The sequence below is a fragment of the Streptomyces sp. CB01580 genome, from assembly GCF_001905795.1.
Lineage (GTDB): Bacteria > Actinomycetota > Actinomycetes > Streptomycetales > Streptomycetaceae > Streptomyces.
In genome coordinates this window covers 281,041-302,361 of the sequence record NZ_LIXJ01000002.1, presented here as the reverse complement: position 1 = coordinate 302,361, position 21,321 = coordinate 281,041, and the positions used below count along the sequence as shown (strand labels likewise).

The following is a 21,321-nucleotide window of genomic DNA, read 5'->3' as shown; positions in this document are numbered from 1 at the left end:
GCGAGCCTCGACCGTTCCTCGCCGGCGGCGAGTCGGGCGACCGTCGCGCGTGCCTCGCGTGCCTCGCGCGGCTCGGCACGTCATGCCGGACACATGACGGCGGATACGGGACCCGCCCCCCCGGCCGGGGGTCCGGACGGGGGGGCGGGTGCGGGTGTGGTCTCCCGGGGCGTACACGAGCCGCCGGGGCGGGGGACGGTCAGCCGTTGCCGTCGAGGCCGATCGTGGCGGTGCGCTCGGCGGGGGTCTTGCCGAGCAGCGCACTCTGCATGGCCGCCGCCACGTCGTCGGCGTTCAGCTGGTGCTTCTTGCCGTCGCCCTTGGTGATCAGGATGCCGTCGAAGACGCCGTCGCACAGGGTGTCGATGGCCTTCTTGTCGTAATGCTGGACCAGCCTTCCGTCCACCGGCACCATCGAGAGGATCTGCGGCAGCGACTTGGCGGGGCCGAACTGGATCTGCTTCGGCCCTGCCTTGATCGTGATCAGGCCGGACATCGCGGGCTGCGCGAACTCCTTCATCGCCCGGTCCAGTTCGGCCTGGGTGATGGTGGGTTCACGGCTGGTGACGGGCAGTTGGATCGTGGACGCCTTGCCGGTCTGCACCTGGGCCCGGTACGCGTCGCGCACCGAGATCATCGACTGGTTGACGTCCAGACCCTTGCCCGCCTTGCCGGGTACGGCGATGGCCTTGTTGGGCTCGAACTTGATCGTGCCGTCGCTCGCCGAGCCGGAGACGCCCGCCAGGTCCGTCAGCGCGACACCCAGCTTCTCCTCGTCGACCGGGATCACCGGGTCGACGACGCGCTTCTGACCGAAGAGGGAACCGATGACGGACATCGGGTTGTAGTCGCTGCCGGCGGCGGCGCGCACGGTCTCCTGGCTGTCCAGGGCGAGTCCGGCCTTGTCCGGCACGAGTTCGGTCTTCTTGCCGTCCACGGAAAGCTGGAGGGGCGCCACGGCACGCTTGCCGAGGGCGGCGTCCAGCTTCGCGACGGCCTCCTCCTTGGTGCCGCCGCCGATGTCCACGCCGAGGACGGTGGTGCCCTTCGGGACGTCGGAGTGGTTCATCAGCAGCCCGGCGCCGTACGCGACGGCGGCCAGACCGACGACGCCCGCGCCGAGCAGCACCAGCTTGGAGCGGCCCTTCTTCTTCGCGGGCGCGGACGCCGGGGCGGAACCGGCGGGGGGAACGGGCGTCGGGGCGGCGGAGCCGCCCGAGCCCAGCGGACCCGTGCCCATCGCCCCGTCCTCGACCCGGGGCGCCGCGTCGGCGCGCCGGGCGGAGAGCCCACCGGGCCCGCCCGCGCTCGGGAACGAGGACGCCGGGCGCGGCTCCGGCGTGATGACCGGAATGCCGCTGGTGAGTGTGTCACCGGAGACGTTGCCGTCGGATCCGGCACGCACCGCGGCGGCGAACTGGGGCGTCAGTTCCGCCGTGTCGTCGGACAGTCGCGGCACCGCGCCGCCACCGGAGCCGGTGCTCGTGGCGGTGTTCGGGCTCAGGGGTGAGGCGCCGCCGGCCGGTCCCGCGGTGAGGCCGACCGGGCCCGCCGCCGGGCCCTCGGGAGCCCGGACACCGAACTCGTCGAGCGCGCTGCCGCCGGAGCGGGGCGCCTCGGGGGCGGGGGTGTGCTGCGGACCGTCGGAGAAGTACGGCGGCTCGACACGGGGCGGGGTGGCCGCGGCCCCCTCCCGGGCGTCCGCGCCGCTCGTCGGGGCACCGGTCGCGGCACCGCCACCGGCCGGGGCGCCTGGCGTGCCACCGGCGACCGGGGTCTTCGGGCCGGTGACCGAGGTGTTCACGGGCGGCTTGCGCGGGGCGAACCAGTCGCTGCTGCTCTTCTCCCTGCCGGCCGGCCTGTCAGAGGCCGGTTCCGAGGGCGTGGCGGCGGACGCCGCTTCGGCGTCGGGCACGGCGTCCGGCACGTCCGCCGCGGGCGAACCGGGGCGCGGGATGCTGCTGGTGCGCTCCATGTCGGCGGCGTCGCCTTCGTTCACGGGCGTGCGCATCACGACGGGCGGGATGGGACGCGAGCCCGGAATGTTGATCCGGATACGCGTCGTCAGCGTCGTCTCGGTCCGCGGCTCCTCGGGCCGCTTCCGGTCCGCGGACTCCGGAGCCCCGTCCTGGGCGTCCTGCGAGGGGTGCGGCGACGGATACTGGCGGGATCCGTACGGCGGCGTCCCCGAGGGGTACGCGGCTCCTCCGCGCCCCTGGGTCCCGGAGGACGAACTGTCAGTTTCACGACTCAAAGCAGGTTCTCCCGATTGGCTCCGCCGCCCGTACTTCCCCCCTGCCGCGGGCCGGGGGACGGCTCGGCGCGCGAACCACCATACTGGCCAGCGCCGACAGACACCCCTCGACCGGGGGAAACGACCGCGTGACCCCCTGACGGGCCAAGGGCATTACGGGGTCGGCCGTGGCACATTACTTGCCAGGTCGGCCGCTGTCGGCTCCCGGATGGGGCGACCGCGACATGGTGGCACAGATCACGGCGATGACCATCCCGCCCAGCAGGAAGAGGGCAAGCCCCACCGCGTCGCCGAAGACATAGTCGCCCTCCGGCCGCCCGCCGAGCAGAAACACGATCGAAATCAGCCAGCCCGCCGCAGGGGCCAGGGCGCCGAGCTGGGTGCCGTGGAGACGCCGCCCACCGTGGAACAGCCCGGCACAGGCCGCCAGGGCGAGCAGCAGCCCACCGGGGAACCAGGCCGCCTGGACGAGTGAACCGGCGATCCCGACGAGCGCGCCGAGGACCGCGAGGCCCACGTAACCGGCGATCCGGCCGGGGTTGAGGGGCGCGGCCAGTCCGGTGGCCGGGACGTCCCGGGAAGGCGCCCCGGAGCGCGCGGCGCGCTGCCTGCCGTCGCTCATCGTCCCGCTCCCGTCCCTGCGCCCGCGCCCGCTTCCGAGCCCGCTCCGGGTTCCGTGCCCGCACGTACGTCCTGCTCCGCGTCCGGCAGGCCGGCGAACAGGTCGTCCTCGCGCTCGCCCCGCGGGGCTCCGGGGACACCGCGCACCAACTCGTAGTACTCGGTGGTGAGAACGGGCTGTCCGAGGCCGTTGGAGAGGGCGAAGAAGTCGCCGTCCACGACGATCTGCGTGGCGTGTGCGCGCATCGCCGCGCGCTTGGCCGCCGCGTGGGCCGAGCCGTCGATCCGCGTGGTGATCCCCGCCTCGTCGACCACGCCCGGCAGGTCCTCCACGGCGGCGATGCCCGGGAAGGCGTCCGGTGCCGTCTCGCGCAGCCGCGCGAAGCCCTCCTCGACGACCGGGCGCGGCACCCGGTTCCAGTAGGTCTTCGCGATGGTGTGCGGGGCGGTCGCGGGGTCGTGGGCCGGGTCGGCGGCCAGCTCCGCCGCGCGCATCGCGACGCGGTGCGCCTGGATGTGGTCGGGGTGCCCGTAGCCGCCGTCGGGGTCGTAGGCGACGAGGACCTGGGGGCGCACCGAGCGGATCACCGTCACGAGGTGGGCCGCGGCCTCGTCCACGTCCGCGGACCAGAAGGAGCCGGGGCGGTCGTTCTGCTCGGCGCCCATCATCCCGGAGTCGCGGTAGCGGCCGGGGCCGCCGAGGAAGCGGTGGTCGGTGACACCGAGTTCCTTCATGGCCGCGGAGAGTTCGCCCCGGCGGTGGGGGCCGAGGATGTCGTCCCGGTCCGCCGCGAGATGGGCGAGGGCAGGCGGGATGACCTCGCCCTCCTCGCCGAGCGTGCAGGTCACCAGGGTGACCAGGGCGCCCTCGGCCACGTACTTGGCCATGGTGGCGCCGTTGTTGATCGACTCGTCGTCGGGGTGCGCGTGCACCAGAAGCAGGCGCCGGGCGGGGTGGTCCGTCATGGGGACCACCCTACGAGCCGAGCGCCTGGAGAGCCGACCGCGCCTGCACATGGCTGTCGGACCGCTGTACCGTCGGACCACCGTGCCGCCGAACCGGGACGCGCCGCCGAGCCGTGCCTCATGGGCCGTACTCGGAAGCCGCTGTCTCGGAACCGTGCCTCAGAAGTCGTGTCTCGGGATCGGACGCCGTGCCCCGGAACCCGCGTCCCGGAGGCCGTGCCTCAGAACTTGAGACTGCCGATCATCCCTGCCACGTTCGTGGTCAGGTTCGCGATGCTGGGCGCGATGGACGAGCTGGCGAGATAGAAACCGAGAAGCGCGCAGACCACCGCATGTCCGGCCTTCAGTCCGGATTTCCGGATCAGCAGGAAGACGACGATCGCCAGCAGCACCACCGCCGAAATCGAGAGTGCCACGGCGGTTCACCTCCATCAGTACGGTCGGGACGGGCAGCACACGTGGAGCCAGCGGGTTCATACCCACCGAGCGCTACGGATCATAACTATCCGTGCCACCGCATTGATCGGGGCACGGCAGCACGAGGGGCGCACGAACGGTGGATCGGGGACTGGGCAGGGGATCGGGGACTAGGTTCGGGCCATGACTTCGCAGCAGATCTCATTTCCTCGCCAGCACGCCAGGACCATGCGCTTCAGTCTGGGCGCTCCGCGCGCGTTCACCATCTCACCCGACGGGAAGCGGGTGGTCTTTCTTCGGTCAGGTTCCGGAACGGAACGGTCGGGCCGGCTGTGGGTGCTGGACCTGCCCGAGGGCGGCACTCCGACGGAACGGGTCGTCGCCGATCCCGAGGCCCTGCTGGGCGGTTCCGCGGAACGGCTGTCGGCCCAGGAGCGCGCCCGGCGCGAGCGGAGCCGCGAGGGCTCCTCGGGGATCGTCGGCTACGCGGTCGACGCGGCGGCCGAGTTGGCGGCGTTCGCCCTCTCCGGGAAGGTGTACGTCGCGGAGTTGCGGGCGGGCACGGCGCGCGCGCTGCCGGTACCGGGCCCGGTGATCGACCCGCGCCCCTCGCCGGACGGGCGGCACATCGCCTACGTGGCCAAGGGCGCGCTGCGCGTCGTGGGTGCCGAGGGCGACGGGGACCGGGCGCTGGCGGAACCGGAGACGGGGAACGTCACGTACGGCCTGGCGGAGTTCATCGCCGCCGAGGAGATGCAGCGTTCGCGGGGCTTCTGGTGGTCGCCGGACTCGGACCGGCTGCTGGTCGCCCGGGTCGACGACAGCCCCGTGCGGCGGTGGTGGATCGCCGACCCCGCGCACCCGGACCGCACGCCCGCCGAGGTCGCCTACCCGGCGGCGGGGACGCCCAACGCCGAGGTGGGGCTCTTCCTGGCCGATCTGGACGGTGGCCGCACCGAAGTGGTCTGGGACCGTGCGCACTATCCGTACCTCGCCCAGGTGCACTGGTCGTCGGCGGGGGCTCCGCTGCTCCTGGTGCAGGCCCGTGACCAGCGCAGTCAGCTCCATCTCGCGGTGGACACGGAGACCGGCGCCACGCGGACGGTGCACGTCGACGAGGATCCGATTTGGCTGGAAATCTTCCCCGGGGTACCCGCCTGGGCACCGGACGGGCGCCTGGTGCGGATCGCCGACGAGGGCGGGGCACGCGTGCTCGCGGTCGGCGACCGACTGCTGACCGGCGCCCAGTTGCAGCTCCGAGCGGTCCTGGACATCGGCGATTCGGACATTCTGGTGTCGGCGTCGGCGGGCGAGGAGGCTGCGGAAGCGGAGATCGGCGAGACTCATGTGTACCGGGTCAACGAGCTGGGCGTCGAACGGATCTCCGAAGAGGCCGGGGTCCATTCGGCCGTCCGCGCGGGCGACGTGACGGTGCTGGCCTCCCAGTCGCTCCAGTGGCCGGGGGTGCGCGCCGAGGTGCTCCGCGACGGCAAGCGGATCGCCACCATCGCGAACTTCGCCCAGGAACCGGTGCTTTCGCCGCGGGTGCAGTTCACCGAGGGGGGCGCACGGCGGATTCCGTGCGCCGTGCTGCTCCCCCGGGACTACAAGGAATCGGATGGTCCGCTTCCGGTGCTGATGGATCCGTACGGCGGACCGCACGCCCGCCGGGTGCTCGCCGCGCACCATGCGCACCTGACCTCGCAGTGGTTCGCCGATCAGGGCTTCGCCGTGGTCGTCGCGGACGGACGGGGCACCCCGGGCCGTTCACCGGCCTGGGAGAAGGCCGTCAAGGACGATCTCGCGCTCACCCTGGACGACCAGGTCGAGGCGCTTCACGCATTGGCCGAAAATTACCCCCTGGACCTCGGCAGGGTTGCAATCCGCGGCTGGTCGTTCGGCGGATATCTGTCGGCGCTCGCGGTGCTGCGGCGGCCGGACGTCTTCCACGCGGCGGTGGTCGGCGCACCCGTGACCGATCTGCGGCTCTACGACACCCACTACACGGAGCGCTATCTCGGTGACCCGGCCGAGCAGCCGGAGGTGTACGCGCACACCTCGCTGCTGACGGACGAGGGGCTCTCAAAGGCAGCGGAACAGGTACGTCCGATGATGATCGTCCACGGTCTGGCGGACGACAACGTGGTGGTCGCGCACTCGCTCAGGCTGTCGTCCGCGCTGCTGGCGGCGGGGCGCCCGCACGAGGTGCTGCCGCTCAGCGGGGTGACGCACATGACGCCGCAGGAACAGGTGGCGGAGAACCTGCTGCTGCTCCAAGTGGACTTCCTGAAGCGGTCGTTGGGGCTGCGCGACTGAGGGTCTGACGGATGGCCTTCGACCGGAAGGCGGACGCGGCACGGCGCGTGCGATTCCAAGGCGTCGGAATGTCCTCGTAGTGGAGCCAACAGGACATCCCGGCAACGCCGGAGGGAGTCCCCCCTGGCCCTTACGGCCTTGGGGGGAGTGCGCGCCGGGGCGTGGCCGCCCGGTCGGAGGTCGCCCGACAGGTCCGAACCGGGCCGGGCACCCCGCCGGGGTGCCCGGCGGCCGTTTCGCCGTTCACCGCTCCCGCACCGACCCGCCTGCGAACCTTCACCGGCCCGCCTTCGGCCTTTCACCGGCTCCTCACCGGACGTCCTCCGATGTTTCATCGGATCGTCACCAGCCCGGCGGCGGCTGGGACGGCGGAGGCGGCGGCTGATGCGGAGGAAACGGCGGCGGCCGGTCGGGCGAGGGCGGTGCCCCGAACGGGCTCGGGCCGGAGCCGGGGTAGCCGTAGCCCTGTCCGGGCACAGGTCCAGGTCCGGTTCCGGGGCCGGGGACCGGGCCGTACCCGTAGCCCTGCTCGTAGCCCGGGTCGTACCCCTGATACGGCTGGGCGAGGTGGCCGGCCGGGCCCCGGACGGCCAGCGCGATGAGCACGACCAGAGCGGCGATCGCTTCGAAGGTCCAGCTCAGCACGAGGAGTTGACTCTCGGTGGGCAGTTCGCCGAAGTGCCCCAGCACGCCCTGGTCCAGGGAGCGGATCAACGCACCCGCCGCGCCCGGCAGCAGTAACCCGGCCGCGATCAGGCCGAACGGCCGGGCGTACGCGGCGCGGCCGAGCGCGCTCCCGCCCGCAAACAGACAGAGCAGTGCGTTGACGGCACCGGCCCAGCCCAGCGGGGGGTCGATCAGCCCGTGCGAGGCCTGTTCCCCGCCCAGGTACCAGTCGGAGAAGATCTCGGGAAACCGCACCACCGTCCGGATCTGCCACGCGGCGATGGTCGCCGCCGAGGCACCCAGCAGCAGGAAGGTGAGCACGCCCGCGCCCTGACCCGGCCGGATCGGGACCTGTTCGGAGAAGTCGGCCGGCGGGCGGCGCCCCGCGCCCGCCGTGATGATCAGCGCGACCGCCACCGCGATGACCACGAAGGCGCAGACCAGAGCGCGGGTGCGCAGCTCGTCGGAGTACATGCCGTCCATGGGGGACGTCCCGATGTTCCAGAGTCCCGGGAGCCGGAGGGCGAGCGTGAGGACCCCGGTCGCGACCAGCGCGGAGGCGGCCGCCGAGACCCGCATGACCGTGAGGGCGACGACGAGATACATCACGAACAGGACCAGGTCGTCGATCGAGGTGGTGGGCACCTCCGGCAGGCGTGCGTCCTCGTAGTCGGTCCAGTACCGCAGCAAATGACCCGGTCCGTCGACCGCTCCCAGGTCCCGTACGATCCAGCCCGCGACGATCAGCGCGAGCAGGGCGCAGAGAACGGCGCCCGTGATCCTTGCCCCCCGTGTGAGTATCACCCGAGCGATACTCCACCGTCCTCCGGCACCGGGCAAGGGGATCGCCGGGGTGTTGCGCGAACGGGCAAGCGGACGATCAACGGGCGACCGGCCGGGGGGAGTTGGCGCCCCGGCCGGTCCATGGCACCCGCACGGCCGTGCTCCGCCCATGCTGCCGCAGCCGTGTGTCGGAGGCACGACGGCCGCGTTGCCCACGCGTTGCAAGAGCCCCCGAACCCCGCCACCGGGCCCCGCCACCGGGTCCCGCCCGTGCGCCTCGCGGTCAGGCCGACCGGCCGCTCCCGGAAGGCGGCGTCCCGTCCTCCCCGCCCTCCTCGCCCTCCCCGCCCTCCTCGTCCGGTCCAGCCGGTCCGTCCGGTCCGTCCGATGCCACCACTCGCTTCTCCTCCGCGAAGTGGCAGGCCGAGGGGTGCTCCGCCGGGCCGTCCGTCCCCCGGAAGACCTCCGGGACCGCCGTCAGCGGCACCTCCCTGGCGCACCTCTCCCGCGCCTTCCAGCAACGGGTCCGGAAGCGGCAGCCGGAGGGCGGATCGGCGGGCGAGGGGATGTCCCCGTGCAGGATGATCCGCTCCCGCCGCGCGCGGACCGCCGGGTCCGGCACCGGCACAGCGGACAGCAGCGCCTGGGTGTACGGGTGGGTGGGGTGGTCGTAGATCTGCTCGTCGGTGCCGGTCTCCACGATCCGGCCCAGGTACATCACGACCACCCGGTCGGAGATGTGCCGGACGATCGACAGGTCGTGCGCGATGAAGACGTAGCTCAGCCCGAACTCCCTCTGGAGCCGGTCCAGCAGGTTGACGACCTGTGCCTGGACGGAGACGTCGAGGGCGGAGACGGGCTCGTCGGCGACGATGATCTCCGGGTTCAGGGCCAGTCCGCGGGCGATGCCGATGCGCTGGCGCTGACCGCCGGAGAACTGGTGCGGGTAGCGGTTGACGTACTCCGGGTTCAGGCCCACCACGTCCAGCAGTTCCCGCACCCTGCGGCGGCGGTCGCCCTTCGGGGCCGCCTCGGGGTGGATCTCGTACGGCTCCCCGATGATGTCGCCGACGGTCATGCGCGGGTTCAGCGAGGTGTACGGGTCCTGGAACACCATCTGGATGTTGCGGCGCACCGCCTTCAGGGCGCGCCCCGACAGCCTGGTGATGTCCTCGCCCTTGTACCTGATCGCACCGGCCGTCGGGCGCTCCAGATGCACCAGCATCCGGGCCACGGTCGACTTGCCGCAGCCCGACTCCCCCACGATGCCGAGCGTCTCCCCGGCCGCGAGGTCGAAGGAGACGCCGTCGACGGCCCTGACCGCGCCGATCTGCTTCCTGAACAGCACGCCCCGGGTCAGCGGATAGTGCTTGACCAGGTCGCGGACCTGGAGGATCGGTTCGCCGCGGTCGCTCACCCCAAGAGGGGCGCTTCCCGGGGACGGACCGCTCCCCCGGTCGGCGGGCGTCGCGTGATCAGCGCGCATCGAGCGCCTCCTCCCAGAAGTAGCAGGCGCTCTCGCGGTCCTCGGCCACCTGGAACAGCGGTGGCACCTCGCCCCGGCAGACGTCCCGGGCCAGCGGGCAGCGCGGATGGAAGGCGCAACCGGGCGGGACGCGCAACAGGTTGGGCGGCAGACCCTTGATCGCGTACAGCTCCCGGCCCTTCTGGTCCAGGCGCGGGATCGACCGGAGCAGGCCCTTGGTGTACGGGTGGGCCGGGGCCCGGTAGATGTCGTGGACGGGGGCCGATTCGACGATGCGGCCGGCGTACATCACGGCGATCCGGTCCGCGACGTCGGCGACCACACCGAGGTCGTGGGTGATCAGGATCAGGCCCATGTCGTACTCGCTCCGGAGCTCCGCCAGCAGGTCCATGACCTGTGCCTGGACCGTCACGTCGAGAGCGGTGGTGGGCTCGTCCGCGATGATCAGGTCGGGCTCCAGGGCCAGCGCCATGGCGATCATGATGCGCTGGCGCATGCCGCCGGAGAACTGGTGCGGGTAGTCGCGCACGCGCTGCCCCGCCGCCGGGATGCGGACCCGGTCCATGAGCTCGACGGCCTTCGTCCGGGCGTCCTTGCGGGACATCCCCCGGTGGACGACAAACATCTCACCGAGTTGTTCCCCCACGCTGAGCACGGGGTTGAGGGAGGAGAGCGCGTCCTGGAAGATCATGGCCATCTCCTGGCCGCGGATCCTCCTGCGCTCCTCCTTGCCCATCCTCAGCAGGTCGCGGCCCTTGAAGAGGATCTCGCCACCGCCGATCCGTCCGGGGGGCGTGTCGAGGATGCCCATGACTGCCTGGGCGGTGACGGACTTGCCGGAGCCGGACTCGCCGAGCACGGCCAGCGTCTCGCCCGCGTCCACGGCGCAGGTGACTCCGTTGACGGCTTTGGCGACACCTTCGCGGGTGCGGAACTCCACGTACAGATCGCGCACTTCGAGCAGCATGGCGGGCTCCTCAGCGCAGCTTGGGGTCGAGGGCGTCGCGCACCGCGTCGCCGAGCATGATGAAGGCGAGCACCGTGACCGCCAAGGCCCCGGCGGGCCAGAGCAGCATGTGCGGGGCGTTGCGGATGTACGGGGAGGCGGCGGAGAGGTCGATGCCCCAGGAGACGGCGGGCGGCCTCAGCCCGACGCCGAGGAACGACAGGGTCGCCTCCAGCGCGATGTACGTACCGAGCGCGATGGCCGCGACGACGATCACCGGCGCGACGGCGTTCGGGGCGATGTGGCGCAGCAGCATCCGGGGGTGGGAGGCGCCGAGCGCCCGGGCCGCCTGCACGTAGTCGTTCTGTTTGACGGTGATCACGGCGCCCCGGGCGATGCGGGCGATCTGCGGCCAGCCCAGCAGCACGATGAAGCCGATCACGGGCCAGACGGTGGAGCCGGTGACGACGGACAGGAAAACCAGCCCGCCGAGGACCACGGGGATGCCGAAGAAGACGTCGGTGACGCGCGAGAGGACGGCGTCCCACCAGCCGCCGAAGTATCCCGCCAGACCGCCGAGGAGTCCGCCGAGCAGGGCGACGCCGAGGGTGGCGCAGATGCCGACGGTCACCGAGTTCCTGGCTCCGTGGACGGTACGGGTGTAGACGTCGCAGCCCTGTCCGTCGAAGCCGAAGGGGTGCCCGGAGCGGGGGCCGTCCTGGGCCCGGGCGAGGTCGCAGTCGAGGGGGTCCTGGCCGGCGATCAGCGACGGCCAGATCGAGATGACCACCAGGAAGAGGATGATCAGGGCGGAGACGAGGAAGACCGGGTCGCGGCACAGGTCCCGCCGGGCGTCGGACCACAGGCTGCGCGGTTTCCCGGCGGGTCCGGTGCCCCCGGGGCCGCCGAGCGCCTTTTCGAGGGTCGTGCCCTCCTCCAGGGCGAGGCCCGTCGCTCCGCCCGCGCCGCCCGGTGAGATCGCCTCGTCCGGTGTCTGCTGCTCAGGCATAGCGGATCCTCGGGTCGAGTACGGCGTACAGCAGGTCGACAAGCAGGTTGGCCGTCAGGAAGACGAGGACCAGGACGGTGACGAAACCGACGACGGTCTGGGAGTTCTGGCGCAGGATGCCCTGGTAGAGCTGGTAGCCGACGCCGTGGATGTTGAAGATCCGTTCGGTGACGATCGCGCCGCCCATGAGGGCGCCGATGTCCGTGCCGATGAACGTGACGACGGGGATCAGCGAGTTGCGCAGCAGGTGCCGGACGACGACGCGGCGCCGGGGAAGCCCCTTGGCGACGGCGGTGCGGACGTAGTCGGCGCGGGCGTTCTCCGCGATCGAGGTCCGGGTGAGCCGGGTGACGTACGCGAGGGAGACCGAGGCGAGGACGAGCCCGGGGACGATGAGCGCGTCGACGGGCGCCCCCGGCGGGACGGAGGGCTTGATGACGCCCCATTCGACGCCCAGGAGGAGTTGCAGAAGCAGGCCGGTGACGAACGTCGGAACGGAGATGACGATCAGGGTCAGGACGAGGGCGGTGGTGTCGACGGGGCGTCCGCGGCGCAGTCCGGTGACGACACCGAGGCTGATGCCGATGACGATCTCGAAGACGATCGCGACGGCGGTGAGCCGGATCGTGACGGGGAAGGCCCTGGCCATCAGCTCGGTGACCTTCTGCCCGTTGAACGCGGTGCCGAAGTCGCCGGTGAAGACGTTGCCCATGTACGTCGCGTACTGCTGCCACACGGGCTTGTCGAGGCCGAGCTCCGAACGGAGCCGGGCGGCGGTGGCCGGGTCGCACCTGCGCTCGCCGCAGAGGCCCGCGACGGGGTCGCCCATCACGTTCACCATGAGGAAGATGAGCAGCGTGGTGCCGAAGAAGACCGGGATCATCTGCAGCAGCCGCCGGATCACATAGCGTCCCATCAGGGCTCCCGGGGGGTGGTTCCCGGTGGCCGGGGGCGACGGTGCTCGGCGGGATGCCGGTCCCGGCGGGTCACTTGACCCGGATCCCCTCGTACACCGGGACGCTGAACTGGTTCAGCGCCACGTGGCTCACCCGTTCCGAGTAGCCCGCGCTGCCGTTCTGGTACCAGAGCGGGATGACGGGCATCTGCTCGGCCAGGACCCTCTCCGCGTCCTGGAACGTCGAGACGGCCCCGGCCCGGTCGGACTCGGCGTTGGCCCGGTCGACCAGGCCGTCGAACTTCTTGCTGCTCCACTTGCCGTCGTTGGACGAGGCGTCGGTGTAGTACAACGGCTGGAGGAAGTTCTGGATCAGCGGGTAGTCCATCTGCCAGCCCGCCCGCCAGGCGCCGGTGAGCCGCTGCCGGGTCACCTGTCCGCGGAAGTCGGCGAACGTGCCGACCGGGGTGCCGATGCACGCCTTGTTGTCGTCCATCACCCGGTTGATGCTGTTGCAGACGGCGTCCACCCACTCCTTGTGGGAACCGGTGTCCGCGTTGTACGTGATCGTGAGCCGGCCTCCCGGGATGCCGCCGCCCTCCTGGATCAGCTTCCTGGCCCGGGCGGCGTCGAACTCGCAGGGCGCGCCGCACAGCCCTTCCTCGAAGCCGCCGTGCGCGCCGAGGACCGGGGAGGTCCAGTCGGAGGCGGGGGTGCGGGTCTCCCGGAAGATCTGGTGGGTGATCTGCTCCCGGTTGATGGCCATGGACAGGCCCTGACGGACCTTGGCGGCCTCCCGTGCGGCCCATTTCCGGTCGTAGAAGGGGAAGGCGAGGGTCTGGATGATGCCGGCCGGAGTGTTGATGTAGCGGGGGCCGAGGTCCGCCTCGACGTTCTTCAGCTGTGCGGCGGGCACGTCGTCGACGAGGTCGAGGTTCCCGGCCATCAGGTCGGTGTAGGCGGTGTTGCTGTCGGTGTAGACCTGGAGGTCGATGCCGCCGTTGCGCGCCTTGTCGGGGCCGGGGTACGCGTCCCATCTGCGCAGGCTCATGGCGGCGCCCTGGGTGTACGAGTCGACGGTGTACGGGCCGTTGCCGACGGGCTTGGCCAGCCAGCCGGCATGGTCGGTGAAGAAGGCCCGGGGCAGCGGGGCGAAGGCGGGGTAGCCGAGGGTGTCGGGCCAGAGGGAGAACTTCTGCGACAGCCTGACCGTGAAGGTGCGGTCGTCGACGACCCGGAGGCCGGAGAGCGTCTTCGCGGTGGCGGGGCCGGCGGCCGGGTGGACCTTGGCGTACCCGTCGATGTAGCCGAAGAAGTAGGCGTTCTTCTGGTTGTTCTTCAGCAGGGCGCCGTAGTTCCAGGCGTCCACGAAGGACCTCGCGGTGACCTTCTCGCCGTTGCTGAACGTCCAGCCGTCCTTCACGGTGACCGTGAAGTTCTGGTTGTCCCTGGTCCCGATCCGCTCGGCGAGCATGTCGGTGGCGGCGCCGGTCCTCGGGTCGTAGCGCTTGAGCCCACGGAAGATCATGTCGAGGACCTTGCCGCCCTGCACCTCGTTGGTGTTCGCCGGTTCCAGCGGGTTCTGCGGGTCGCCCCAGGAGGACCTCACGATTCCGTCGGGACCGCCGCGGAGCTCCTCGCCGCCTCCGCATGACGTCGCCGTCAGGGCGACGACCACCGAGCAGGCGATCCCCCCGGCCCGTGTGGCTCCGCGCATGGAGTGCCTCCTCCTCGTACTCGGTCGCATCGCTCCGTGTCACCACTCCCTCACCCGGTGTCACCTCCAGTCGAATATCACCTCCCCCCGCGACCCATGCACCTTGTCCGCGGCCGTACGTGTGCACCCGTCACCTCTCCGACGGAGATCCGGGCAGCCCCGCCCGACGGAGGTCCAGGGGGCCCTGGACGGCGATCTGACGGCCCGACGCCATGCGGGAGCCCCCTTCCCCTCCCGGGGCGCCGCCCGGAAGCGTCCACGGGTCCGCCGCGACAGATGCGCCACCGAGCGCGCACGCAGCACCGAGCGGGCACTCACCGGACGGCGCGCCACCGACGGACAGACACCGCCGGACGGGCGCGCGTTACCGGACCGGCACCTTCCCGCAACAAAGAAACGATCACGTCCGCGCCCGGCCACCGAACCTCGACAGTCACTCAAGTCCCGTACTGCAACAGCGGCCTGACTGCCAGAGTGTGACGCGTCCCCAACAAAACGCCTGGGATCCGGAGGATCTACGTGAAGCGTGTCATGAGCACCGTTCTCTCCACCGCTCTGCTGAGCGCCGGAGTCGTAGCGGTCTCCGCCGCACCCGCCTCGGCCGGCGCCATATGCGACGGGCCCCCGGTCTACTCGATCGGCGACAAGAAGACCGTCTGGGTTCCGACCAACGTGCACAGCGACTGGGCGAAGCCGGGCGTGACCATCAGTTACGCGAAGAACAAGACCGGCTCCTGGACGGCCACCGGCACCGCCACGGTCGGCAGCGAGGCGGGCGTCGTCTTCGCCAAGGCATCGGCCTCGTTCAGCGTCTCCCTGGGCAAGACCTGGACGAAGTCCGACACCTGGACCTACGCGGCCAAGGTCCAGAAGAAGAAGGGCAAGAGCCGGGGCCGCCTGATGATGTACCACGAGGCGAAGGGCTTCAGCGTCACCAAGTACACCTTCCAGGCGAAGCCCGGCGGTAGCTGCAAGAAGGTGAAGGCCTGGAAGAAGTCCAACAACATCGCCCCGGTCAAGAAGAGCAGCAACCTGTGGGGCATCCAGTACAAGTGATCCGCAGGACGGACGGGTCGACGCACCGTCGGACGAGCGGAGGGTGACGGAGCGTCGGGCACCGCGGTGAGTGTCCGTGCGGCCGTGCGGCCGGACACCGACTCGACGGCCAGGACGGCCGGACACGACGGACGGCCCGGAACCCCTGGGGTTCCGGGCCGTCCGTGTCACACACGTCGCGTCATACGTGCCGTGGCACGCGCCGGGTCACGAAGCCGCGCCGACGACGTCCTTCTCCTCGGCGAAGTGGCAGGCCGACTCGTGCGCGGCCGGCGAGTCCGACGACTTGAAGCGCTCGGGCACCGCCAGCAGCGGCGTCTCCTCGGCGCACTTGTCCTGCGCCTTCCAGCAACGGGTGCGGAAGCGGCAGCCGGACGGCGGGTTCGCCGGGGACGGCACGTCGCCGGTGAGGATGATCCGCTCGCGGTTCTCGCGGGCCTCCGGGTCCGGCACCGGGACCGCCGACAGCAGCGCCTGCGTGTACGGGTGCGTCGGGTGGTCGTAGATCTGCTCGTCCGTGCCGATCTCGGCCATCCTGCCCAGGTACATCACACCGACGCGGTCGGAGATGTGCCGGACGATCGACAGGTCGTGCGCGATGAAGAGGTAGGAGAGGTTGAACTCGTCCTGGAGCTTCTCCATCAGGTTGATGACCTGCGCCTGCACCGACACGTCGAGCGCGGAGACCGGCTCGTCGCAGATGATGATCTCCGGGTTGAGCGCGAGACCGCGGGCGATGCCGATGCGCTGGCGCTGACCGCCGGAGAACTGGTGCGGGTAGCGGTTGATGTACTCCGGGTTCAGGCCCACCACGTCCAGCAGCTCCTGGACCTTGCGGCGGCGGTCGCCCTTCGGTGCCACCTCGGGGTGGATCTCGTACGTCTCGCCGATGATGTCGCCCACCGTCATACGGGGGTTGAGCGAGGTGTACGGGTCCTGGAACACCATCTGGATGTTCCGGCGGACGGCCTTGAGGGCCCTGCCGGACAGCTTGGTGATGTCCTGGCCCTTGTAGAAGATCTCGCCGGAGGTGGCGGTCTCCAGGAGCATCAGGAGCTTCGCGACCGTGGACTTGCCACAGCCGGACTCGCCCACGATGCCGAGCGTCTCGCCCTGGTACAGGTCGAAGGAGACCCCGTCGACCGCCTTGACCGCGCCGATCTGCTTCTTGAACAGGATGCCCTGGGTCAGCGGGAAGTGCTTGACCAGGTTGCGCACCTGGAGGATCGGCTCGCCCCGGTCCACCTCGGCGTCGAGGGCGGCGACCGCCTCGGCCTCCGTGGCGACATCGGCCGTGTCCACCTCGGTGACGTTGGGGGTGGCGTCCACGGCGTCGGTCTTCTTGCTGTCCTCAGCCATGGATCTGCTCCTTCCAGAAGTGGCAGGCGCTGCTGCGGCCGGCCAGCTCGGTGCCGTCCGTCTCGGTCACCGGCAGCAGGGCCGGGACGTCGGTGCGGCAGATGTCCTGCGCCTTGGGGCAGCGCGGGTTGAAGGCGCAACCGGACGGCGCCTTCAGCAGGTTGGGCGGCAGGCCCTTGATCGCGTAGAGCTCGTGGCCCTTCTGGTCCAGACGCGGGATCGAGTCGAGCAGGCCGCGGGTGTACGGGTGCGCGGGGCGCTTGTACAGCTCGTGGATCGGGGACTGCTCGACGATCCGGCCCGCGTACATGACCGCGATCTTGTCCGCGACGTCGGCGACCACGCCGAGGTCGTGGGTGATCAGGATCAGGCCCATGTTGTACTCGCGCTGCAGCTCCGCCAGCAGGTCCATGACCTGTGCCTGGACCGTCACGTCGAGCGCCGTGGTGGGCTCGTCCGCGATGATCAGGTCGGGCTCCAGGGCCAGCGCCATGGCGATCATGATGCGCTGGCGCATACCGCCGGAGAACTGGTGCGGGTAGTCGTTGACGCGGCTGCCGGCGGCCGGGATCTTCACCCGGTCCATCAGCTCGATGGCCTTGGCCTTGGCGTCCTTCTTGGACATGCCCTGGTGGACCCGGAACATCTCGCCGAGCTGGTTGCCGACCGAGTAGACCGGGTTCAGCGCGGAGAGCGCGTCCTGGAAGATCATCGCCATCTTCGGGCCGCGCAGCTTGCGCCGCTCGTTCTCCGGGAGCTGGAGGATGTCCTGCCCCTGGAAGAGGATCTCGCCCTTGGCGACCCGTCCGGGGGGCGAGTCGAGGATGCCCATGATCGCCTGCGCGGTCACGGACTTTCCGGAGCCGGACTCGCCGAGCACGGCGAGCGTCTCACCGGCACGGACGCTGTAGTTGACGCCGTTGACGGCCTTGACGATGCCTTCGCGGGTCTTGAACTCGACGTGCAGGTCGCGCACTTCGAGGACGGGCGTGTCGGCATCGCCGGAGCGCCTGCCCGGCGCCTGTGCGGTGACGTGTGAAGTAGTCATGTCGTGGTGCCGCCCTCTCAGCGCAGCTTCGGGTCAAGGGCGTCGCGCAGCCCGTCACCGACGAAAACGAAACCAAGGACGGTCAGGACGATCGCGATGGAGGGATACACCCAGAGGTAGTCCTTCACACCGAGGAAGTCCTTGGCGGCCGACAGCATGTTGCCCCACTCCGCGACCTCGGGGCTGACGCCGACGCCCAGGAAGGACAGTGCGGCCTCGGCCACGATCGCGCTGCCGACGCTGAAGGCGGCGTACGCCATCACGGCGGCGATCGAGTTGGGAATGATGTGCCGGATGATGATCCGCGAGGTGCTGGCGCCCAGCGCGCGGGCGGCGAGCACGTAGTCCGCCTCACGGACCGACAGGATCGAGCTGCGCAGCAGTCGGGAGACGGTCGGCCAGGAGAAGACCGCCAGCGAGATGATCACCGGGGCGACGCCGCGGCCCATCGCGATGATGATGACGATGGCACCGATCAGCAGCGGGAAGGCGAAGAAGACGTCCGCGATGCGCATGAGCACCGAGTCGGTGGCCTTGCCGAAGTAGCCGGCGAGGGAACCGATGACGACGCCGATGAGGCAGGCCAGGAAGATCGAGGCCAGACCGATGATGACGGCGATGCGGGCGCCGTAGATGATGCGCGACAGCTGGTCGCGGCCGAGCGCGTCGGTGCCGAGGAGGTGGTCGCCGCCCGGCGCCTGGAGGGTGTTGTTGAGGTTCTGCGCCAGCGGGTCGTACGGCGCCAGCAGCGGCGCCAGCGCGGCGGTCAGGAACAGCAGGACGACCAGCACCAGGCCGACCACGGCCAGCTTGTTGGCCATGAAGCGGTGGCGGATCTCGCCCCACTGGGTGACGCGGGCGATCGCCGGCTCGGCCTCGGCCGGAGCGGCCGCCTTCTGAGCGGTCCCCGCCTCCGCTGTGCTCTTGGTGAGCTCAGTCATGGGTGTGACTCCTAGAACGGGCTGCCTGGGGTCAGGCGAGACGGATGCGCGGGTCGAGGACCGCGTACAAGAGGTCGACGATCAGGTTGAGCAGGACGAACACGGCGACGCCGAAGGTCACCACGCCGATGATGATCGGGTTGTTCTGCTGCTGGACCGCCTGCACCAGGGCGAGCCCGATACCGTCCCAGTTGAAGATCGCCTCGGTGATGAGCGCACCACCGAGCAGGCTGCCGAAGGAGATTCCCAGGTAGGTGACGACCGGGATGATCGAGTTGCGCATCACGTGCTTGACGAGAACCGTGCGCCGGGGCAGGCCCTTGGCGACGGCCGTCTTCACGTAGTCGGCCCGCAGCACCTCCAGCATGGTGCCGCGCATGAGTCTCGCCACCAGTGCCGCGTCGAGGATCGCGAGAGTGAAGGCGGGCAGGACCAGGGAGTTGAAGGAGCCGTCGGAAATCAGCGGGAACCACTGGAGGTCCACCACGAAGAACTTCTGCAGGACCATACCGATGATGAAGGATGGGAATCCGACGGCCAACGTGGTCAGCAGTGTGATCAACACGTCCCAGAATGAATATCTGAACAATGCGGCGATCAGACCCGCGAAGACGCCGATCGCGATGTCGATGACGATGGCCGCGACGGCCAGCTCGGCGGTGTTCGCGAGCTTCGGCTTCAGGATCTCGGTCACCGGACGGCGCTGGGTGAAGTCCTCACCGAGGTCGCCCTTGGCCAGATTCTGGACGAAGTGCCCGTACTGGACCGGCAATGGGTCATTGAGTCCGTAACGTTCCCGGAGCTCGGCCACGACGGCCGGATCACGGGCCTTGTCGCCGCCGAGCGAACCCACGGGGTCGCCGGGCAGGATGAACAGACAGCAGAAGAGAACAATGGTCGCACCGAAGAGGACGACGATCATCTGCCCGAGCCGGCGGATCACATATCTGCCCACGATGCCTCCTTCACATACTGAGTGTGGGGATGGGCGGCATCATCCGATCGGGAGAGCGGCCGCCGCCGGGCGCCGTCAGAGGGGTGCGCCCGGTACTGGGCGAAGGCCGTGGAAGCCGAAGAAGTTACTCCGACTCCACGGCCTTCGCCTACCTGCTGAAGAAGGCTCTTACTTGAGCGTGATCTCCGCGAGGTCCGGGTCCTCGAAGAAGTTCATCTTGAAGTTGGCGAACTTCTTGGTGTTCACCAGACGGTACTGCGAACGCTGCCAGAGCGGGATGACACCCTGGTCCTCGTCGAGCGCGATCTTCTCGGCCTGCTTGTACAGGTCGGCGCGCTTGGCGGCGTCCTTCTCGGAACGGGCCTGGTCGAGCAGCTTGTCGAACTTGGGGTTCGAGTAGCGGCCGCGGTTGTCGCCCTGCGCCTTGCCGGTCGACGGGTCCTCACCGATACCGGCGGTGCTCAGCAGCGGGGCGAGGAAGTTGTCCGCGGTCGGGTAGTCGGCGGTCCACGCCGAACGCCACAGACCACTGGCGCTCTTCTCCTGCTGCGCGGCCAGGGCCTCCTTGAACGGCTTGCCGTCCAGCTTGACGTTGAGGCCGAGGACCTCCTTCAGCTGCGCCGCGATGGCCTGGACCCATTCCTCGTGGCCGGCACCGGTGTTGTAGCCGAAGTCGATGGTCGTGCCCGGCTTCAGGCCGCCCTTCTCGGCGAGCTCCTTGGCCTTGGCCTTGTCCTGCTTGACGCAGGAGGTGCAGACACCGGCCTGGTAGGTGTCGGCGAAGGACGGCGGCAGGAACGCGGTGGCCGGCTTCTGCATGCCCTGGAAGACGGACTTGGCGATGGCCTCGCGGTCGATCGCGTACGAGATCGCCTTGCGCGCGTCGGCGTTGTTCAGCGGCTTGTTCTTGTTGAACGCGACCAGGTAGTTGATGCCGGAGAACTCGGCCGAGTACCACTGGCCCTGCGGCTCGTACTTGGCCTTGGCGACCGAGAGCTGCGGCGTGGGCATACGCGCGAAGTCGAACTGACCCGACTGGAAGCCCGTGTACTCGAGCTGGGAGCTGTTGCTCGGGTTCAGGATCTTGATCTCGACCTTGTCGAGCTTGGCCTTGTTCAGGCCGTAGTCGTCGTTGCGGGCGAGCGTGATCGACTTGTTGTGCTCCCAGCTGCCCTCCATCTTGAAGGGGCCGTTGCCGATCGGGGCGTCGTTGTACTTCTTGTTGTCACCGGCGCCGGCGACCTTCGGGACCGGGCTGAAGGCCGCGTGGGCGGTCTTCTTGTCGAACTCGAAGTCGACCTCGGTCAGCTCGACCTTGAGGGTGTTGGCGTCCGGAGCGGACAGACCGGCGAACTTGTCGCTCTTGCCGCTCTTGAGGTCGTCGTAGCCCTTGATGCCGGCCATGTGGTACGAGACGTCGGAGGCCGACGCCTTCGCGGCGACACGGGTCCAGCCACGGATGAACGACTCGGCGTCGACGGTCTCACCGTTGGTGAACTTCGTGCCGGCCTTGATCTTGAACGTCCAGGTCTTGCCGTCCTCGGACGTACCGGACTCGGCGAGCTTCGGGACGAGCTTGCCGTCCGTGGCCACGTCGTAGAGCTGGGTGAAGATGGCCCGGGCGACGAGCATGCCCTCGGACTCCTGGGCGTTCACCGGGTCGATGGAAACGGGCTCGGTGATACCGAGCCGGAACGTGCCGCCATTGCCCCCCTTACCGGCGCTCTCCTTGTCGTCGCCGTCCCCGCCGCCACAGGCGGTCGCGGCCAGGGCGATGATTGCCGCTCCCGCGACCCACTTGGCGCTCTTGGCACCACGCATGGGTTTCCTCCTCATGAGTCCACTTTTGACTACAAGAAGGGCACTGGAGTGATACACCGACACCC

At 70.0% G+C, this 21,321-nt stretch carries 17 protein-coding genes; 2 read left to right on the top strand and 15 right to left on the bottom strand.

Annotation, left to right across the window (positions count from 1 at the left end):
- Positions 1 to 199: 199 nt before the first annotated feature.
- The 4 genes from AMK22_RS03825 to AMK22_RS03805 form a co-directional block, all read right to left on the bottom strand.
- Entirely contained in the window at positions 200 to 2,254 is a 2,055-nt protein-coding gene (locus tag AMK22_RS03825; protein WP_199883108.1) for a hypothetical protein, read from the bottom strand.
- A gap of 175 nt (positions 2,255 to 2,429) precedes the next feature.
- A complete protein-coding gene (locus AMK22_RS03815) occupies positions 2,430 to 2,876 on the bottom strand; it encodes a DUF6113 family protein (protein WP_073781782.1) in 447 nt (148 codons plus the stop codon).
- Positions 2,873 to 3,841, bottom strand: coding sequence for an N-acetyl-1-D-myo-inositol-2-amino-2-deoxy-alpha-D-glucopyranoside deacetylase (gene mshB / locus AMK22_RS03810; protein WP_073781781.1), 969 nt, complete (start codon positions 3,839 to 3,841; stop codon positions 2,873 to 2,875). The genes AMK22_RS03815 and mshB overlap by 4 nt, the downstream gene beginning before the upstream one ends.
- A gap of 221 nt (positions 3,842 to 4,062) precedes the next feature.
- Positions 4,063 to 4,257: a hypothetical protein gene (locus AMK22_RS03805; protein ID WP_073781780.1), complete on the bottom strand. Its 195-nt coding sequence runs from the start codon at positions 4,255 to 4,257 to the stop codon at positions 4,063 to 4,065.
- Positions 4,258 to 4,441: 184 nt separating this feature from the next.
- Here AMK22_RS03805 and AMK22_RS03800 point away from each other — a divergent pair, with 184 nt between their 5' ends.
- Entirely contained in the window at positions 4,442 to 6,574 is a 2,133-nt protein-coding gene (locus AMK22_RS03800; protein WP_073781779.1) for a S9 family peptidase, read from the top strand.
- Positions 6,575 to 6,916: 342 nt separating this feature from the next.
- On the opposite strand, the gene AMK22_RS39390 is transcribed toward AMK22_RS03800, so the two are convergent.
- The 6 genes from AMK22_RS39390 to AMK22_RS03770 form a co-directional block, all read right to left on the bottom strand.
- Positions 6,917 to 8,044 (bottom strand): hypothetical protein, encoded by a 1,128-nt coding sequence (locus AMK22_RS39390; protein WP_073781778.1) that lies wholly within the window; start codon positions 8,042 to 8,044, stop codon positions 6,917 to 6,919.
- Positions 8,045 to 8,306: 262 nt separating this feature from the next.
- Positions 8,307 to 9,509, bottom strand: coding sequence for an ABC transporter ATP-binding protein (locus AMK22_RS03790; protein ID WP_073781777.1), 1,203 nt, complete (start codon positions 9,507 to 9,509; stop codon positions 8,307 to 8,309).
- On the bottom strand, positions 9,499 to 10,476 hold the full coding sequence (locus tag AMK22_RS03785) for an ABC transporter ATP-binding protein (RefSeq protein ID WP_073781776.1): 978 nt from the start codon (positions 10,474 to 10,476) through the stop codon (positions 9,499 to 9,501). The genes AMK22_RS03790 and AMK22_RS03785 overlap by 11 nt, the downstream gene beginning before the upstream one ends.
- Positions 10,477 to 10,486: 10 nt before the next feature.
- A complete protein-coding gene (locus AMK22_RS03780; RefSeq protein WP_073781775.1) occupies positions 10,487 to 11,464 on the bottom strand; it encodes an ABC transporter permease in 978 nt (325 codons plus the stop codon).
- Complete coding sequence (locus AMK22_RS03775) at positions 11,457 to 12,380, bottom strand: ABC transporter permease (protein ID WP_073781774.1); 924 nt, start codon at positions 12,378 to 12,380, stop codon at positions 11,457 to 11,459. The genes AMK22_RS03780 and AMK22_RS03775 overlap by 8 nt, the downstream gene beginning before the upstream one ends.
- 70 nt (positions 12,381 to 12,450) lie before the next feature.
- Positions 12,451 to 14,076 carry a peptide ABC transporter substrate-binding protein gene (locus AMK22_RS03770; RefSeq protein ID WP_073781773.1) on the bottom strand — a complete coding sequence of 542 codons (1,626 nt, stop codon included), beginning with the start codon at positions 14,074 to 14,076 and terminating at the stop codon, positions 12,451 to 12,453.
- 531 nt (positions 14,077 to 14,607) lie between these two features.
- On the opposite strand from AMK22_RS03770, the gene AMK22_RS03765 reads away from it, so the two are divergent.
- On the top strand, positions 14,608 to 15,132 hold the full coding sequence (locus tag AMK22_RS03765) for a hypothetical protein (protein ID WP_242433819.1): 525 nt from the start codon (positions 14,608 to 14,610) through the stop codon (positions 15,130 to 15,132).
- Between the two features lie 207 nt (positions 15,133 to 15,339).
- Here the strand turns inward: AMK22_RS03765 and AMK22_RS03760 are convergent, their stop codons facing one another.
- The 5 genes from AMK22_RS03760 to AMK22_RS03740 all read right to left on the bottom strand — a co-directional run bounded on the left by AMK22_RS03760 (position 15,340) and on the right by AMK22_RS03740 (position 21,256).
- The gene (locus tag AMK22_RS03760; RefSeq protein WP_073781771.1) at positions 15,340 to 16,491 is read right to left on the bottom strand and encodes an ABC transporter ATP-binding protein; all 1,152 of its coding nucleotides are present in this window, start codon (positions 16,489 to 16,491) and stop codon (positions 15,340 to 15,342) included.
- Positions 16,484 to 17,539 (bottom strand): ABC transporter ATP-binding protein, encoded by a 1,056-nt coding sequence (locus AMK22_RS03755; protein WP_073781770.1) that lies wholly within the window; start codon positions 17,537 to 17,539, stop codon positions 16,484 to 16,486. Before AMK22_RS03755 ends, AMK22_RS03760 begins: the two co-directional genes overlap by 8 nt.
- Before the next feature lie 17 nt (positions 17,540 to 17,556).
- Positions 17,557 to 18,480 (bottom strand): ABC transporter permease, encoded by a 924-nt coding sequence (locus tag AMK22_RS03750; protein ID WP_079185906.1) that lies wholly within the window; start codon positions 18,478 to 18,480, stop codon positions 17,557 to 17,559.
- A gap of 31 nt (positions 18,481 to 18,511) precedes the next feature.
- On the bottom strand, positions 18,512 to 19,435 hold the full coding sequence (locus AMK22_RS03745; RefSeq protein ID WP_073781769.1) for an ABC transporter permease: 924 nt from the start codon (positions 19,433 to 19,435) through the stop codon (positions 18,512 to 18,514).
- 168 nt (positions 19,436 to 19,603) lie between these two features.
- Positions 19,604 to 21,256, bottom strand: coding sequence for a peptide ABC transporter substrate-binding protein (locus AMK22_RS03740; protein ID WP_073781768.1), 1,653 nt, complete (start codon positions 21,254 to 21,256; stop codon positions 19,604 to 19,606).
- Between the last annotated feature and the right edge of the window lie 65 nt (positions 21,257 to 21,321).

Coding starts and splice junctions, on each gene's coding strand:
- AMK22_RS03815 (WP_073781782.1), bottom strand. CDS start 2,876: ATGAGCGACGGCAGGCAGCGCGCCGCGCGCTCCGGGGCGCCTTCCCGG.
- mshB (WP_073781781.1), bottom strand. CDS start 3,841: ATGACGGACCACCCCGCCCGGCGCCTGCTTCTGGTGCACGCGCACCCC.
- AMK22_RS03800 (WP_073781779.1), top strand. CDS start 4,442: ATGACTTCGCAGCAGATCTCATTTCCTCGCCAGCACGCCAGGACCATG.
- AMK22_RS03790 (WP_073781777.1), bottom strand. CDS start 9,509: ATGCGCGCTGATCACGCGACGCCCGCCGACCGGGGGAGCGGTCCGTCC.
- AMK22_RS03785 (WP_073781776.1), bottom strand. CDS start 10,476: ATGCTGCTCGAAGTGCGCGATCTGTACGTGGAGTTCCGCACCCGCGAA.
- AMK22_RS03780 (WP_073781775.1), bottom strand. CDS start 11,464: ATGCCTGAGCAGCAGACACCGGACGAGGCGATCTCACCGGGCGGCGCG.
- AMK22_RS03775 (WP_073781774.1), bottom strand. CDS start 12,380: ATGGGACGCTATGTGATCCGGCGGCTGCTGCAGATGATCCCGGTCTTC.
- AMK22_RS03770 (WP_073781773.1), bottom strand. CDS start 14,076: ATGCGCGGAGCCACACGGGCCGGGGGGATCGCCTGCTCGGTGGTCGTC.
- AMK22_RS03765 (WP_242433819.1), top strand. CDS start 14,608: ATGAGCACCGTTCTCTCCACCGCTCTGCTGAGCGCCGGAGTCGTAGCG.
- AMK22_RS03760 (WP_073781771.1), bottom strand. CDS start 16,491: ATGGCTGAGGACAGCAAGAAGACCGACGCCGTGGACGCCACCCCCAAC.
- AMK22_RS03755 (WP_073781770.1), bottom strand. CDS start 17,539: ATGACTACTTCACACGTCACCGCACAGGCGCCGGGCAGGCGCTCCGGC.
- AMK22_RS03750 (WP_079185906.1), bottom strand. CDS start 18,480: ATGACTGAGCTCACCAAGAGCACAGCGGAGGCGGGGACCGCTCAGAAG.
- AMK22_RS03740 (WP_073781768.1), bottom strand. CDS start 21,256: ATGCGTGGTGCCAAGAGCGCCAAGTGGGTCGCGGGAGCGGCAATCATC.